Below are 2908 nucleotides of genomic sequence, written 5' to 3' on the forward strand. Positions count from 1 at the left end.
GGACTTGCCAGATTGACTTGTCCTGCCTCACTGCCAATCGTCATCACATCTTGACTATGCAGCTGCAATTCACCGCCTTGCGCCTGTATCGCTACTGCTTTGGTATTGGCACTCATATGCCAGCCTGATTTGTCCGCCTGTCCACCAACGCCAGATAACGACTCGATGGTATTGGCCGCAACGTGATAGTTGCCTGCTACCATATCGGATTGAGTGCTACCAGATTGACGGATGATGGTATTGGCCGTCCACAAGGTATTGCTACTTGAGGCGAGGATACTGTCACGGCTGACCATCAGCACATCAGAGGCGCCAAGGGTTTCTGTGTTTATCGTCTCATCGATGACTTGTGCCTTTGTTTGAAAGGTAGTGAGGGCGTGATGGGCAGATTGTAGCGGGTTTGGGTCTTGCAAGTGCGCTTGCTTGGCCTCTTGGTAGGTAGTCGATAGCTCAGCGCCCAGTTTCAGTTGCTGCTGTCCGGCATCATTGACCCAAGCGGACTCGTGCTCAGCTTGGCTATGGCGAATGCCAAAGGTGGAGAGTAGCACGCCTTGTTGTCCGGCCATTTGTACGCTGTTGTCTGAGGCCACTTTAAACCCGTGACCACTGTCTGCCGATTGATGGTTGCTAAAGCGGTGACGCAGTACGCCAAGCTCAATGACATGCTGCTGCGGGGCAAAGGTGGCGATATCGGTGGTGGTCGGGCTCATGGCATCAGCGCGCTGCTTAGTGTTGACGCTCCACCATAGGCCGATCTGGTTTGGGGTATCATCAAAGCTGAGTGCGACCTCAGAGCTGTTTGTTAAGCCATACTGAGCAATACCGGATATCCAGCCGCTATGGCTGTCATCTTGATTGATTTGTGAGTGGGCAAGTCCTGCACCATGCCATCTGGGCGAGGTGCCGCCTTGAGCATTGTGACGATGAGCGAGGTCCATCGCACCTTTGCTGACATCTTTGTCATCATGATCCCCCATACCGATACCATCATAGAGGGCACGGCTGATGACGGGACTGTCGATGTCACCATACCAGTGATTGAGGAGCACGGGCTGACCTTGCCGCGGGGCAAACTGCCAGCCATGGCTACTCCCTGATGACAGTTGCAGAGTACGCAGGGGCGGGGTACTGCCATCATCATGCGGGCTGATGCCGGCGTAGACGGGGGTGGTTGGGGTTTGTTGTAGGATGTCATCACTGATGCTGGCATCATAGCTTGGGTTGGTGTGTTCACCCGTACGCGCTTGGGTCAGACCTGTATAGGTGCTACTGGCTAACGACAAGCTGCTGGGGTAGGGGCTGTATGGAATGGTCGCCTCAAGTAGCGTTGCACTTACCCATACGCCTGTTAAGCGCGCGGTGTCATAAGCATGGCTTGGCACATTGTCTGAGAGGGGTTGCTGCTCTAGCCAGTCTTGGATCATGGCTTGGTACTGGTAGGAGACGCTGTCACTATCAGGCTCAATACCGATGTAGGTGGTGGATAGGCAATGGGTATTGATATGGTCAATAACAGGCAAGCCATGAATACTGATGCGACTACCGATATGGATACCACGCATGGCACCTGCTGCCTGATAGTGCACACGCCGACAGTGATTGGCCGCTACCCATTGTTTGGCCAGCTGCATGGCGGCCTCGTCGTTGCCTATTCGTGAAGGGGTTCCGATCAGAACGGTGGTGTCGTTCACACACAGTCCAGACTCATCAGTGGCCATGCCATCATAGATGGTATCTGATGATAATCCGTCAGCACGGACGATAACGCTGCGGCTACCGAGCTGTTTGGTGACCAGTTGCAGCTCGTCGACACTGTCTTGCCCAGATTGTACGGAGGACTGAGCATAATGATAGTGTAGCGCCGCCGCATCGCTGTTATCTGATACGCCGTCATGGGTGAGTAGCCAATGTCCCAGCTGGGCAGTGTCGTTGCCTGATACCCAATAGGTGGAGATACCGACGTCAGCCAGTAAGCCTGTGATAAAATCCCAGTCGCTGATGTTGGACTGGGTGCGCAGTGGCAATACTGACTGCATGACAGGCATGGCCAATACTTGCTCTGTCGCTTGCCACTCAAAATCGTAGTCTGAGAGTATTTGACTGATGATGTCCAAACAGGACTGCTGGCGAAAGCTGCGGGTATGCAATGACTGGGTGAGTAGCCAATCAGGTGAGACCACACCGACATTATAAAAATGCAGTGCGCCGTCTGAATGCTGATAGGTGATACTCTCAACGATGCCTGTTCTGGTGGTGGGGGAGCGAGTGGCAGAAAGCGTGGTCAAGCCAATGGGCGCGCCAAGCAAAGACAAGCATGCTGCTGCATCTAAGAAGTGGTAACTGAACACAAGTATACAAGCGTGGTTGGCTTGGTCGATACCGTTCGACCATACAAAAGCGGTGGGATATAAACTGGCAGTTGCTGAAAAATCACGACCAACGGTAAGTTGGTGCAGACGAGCAGTTTGGGAGGACATAAAGGTGGCTTCCGTCACCGCTATATAGAAGGTATAAACGGCTGGTTGAATAAGGAGTTCTAAAGAATTTGCTTAGAAAATTATAGGCAGTATTGGATTATTGTCAAGTGAAGTGCTCACATTTTCTGTCAAACTTCATTTGGTTGGATGATGGTGGCTGCGGCGTGGTTCCTTTAGGGTGTCACCCACAGCGCTTTTGGTGTTAAAGAAAGATTGCACATCAAGCTTAGAATACTTCAAACAACGTCCATGTTATCGATACTCTTGCTTCTGTATGCCCATGTTGATCCATTTTAATAAAGTAGGGCGCAATATCACCTTTGAGCAGGACTACATACTGTCGAAGGTCTTCAGCTCTTTCATAAGGTTTTGCAAAATATACTGGATGATCTCTGATGTGATCGTACTCTTCTTCATAGCGATAGCGACCA

1 protein-coding gene and 1 pseudogene are annotated in these 2908 nt (G+C 51.6%); both read right to left on the bottom strand.

The genetic code is table 11. From position 1 onward, the window contains the following. Nucleotides 1-2477 (bottom strand): contractile injection system protein, VgrG/Pvc8 family (locus tag ACFI32_RS14720; protein WP_462627377.1); only part of this gene is annotated, 2477 nt, incomplete at its 3' end. A 226-nt stretch (nucleotides 2478-2703) separates the two neighbouring features. Then, nucleotides 2704-2908, bottom strand: a pseudogene (locus ACFI32_RS14725) (type VI immunity family protein); the annotation flags it as partial.

The organism is Psychrobacter sp. PSi21 (genome assembly GCF_054960615.1).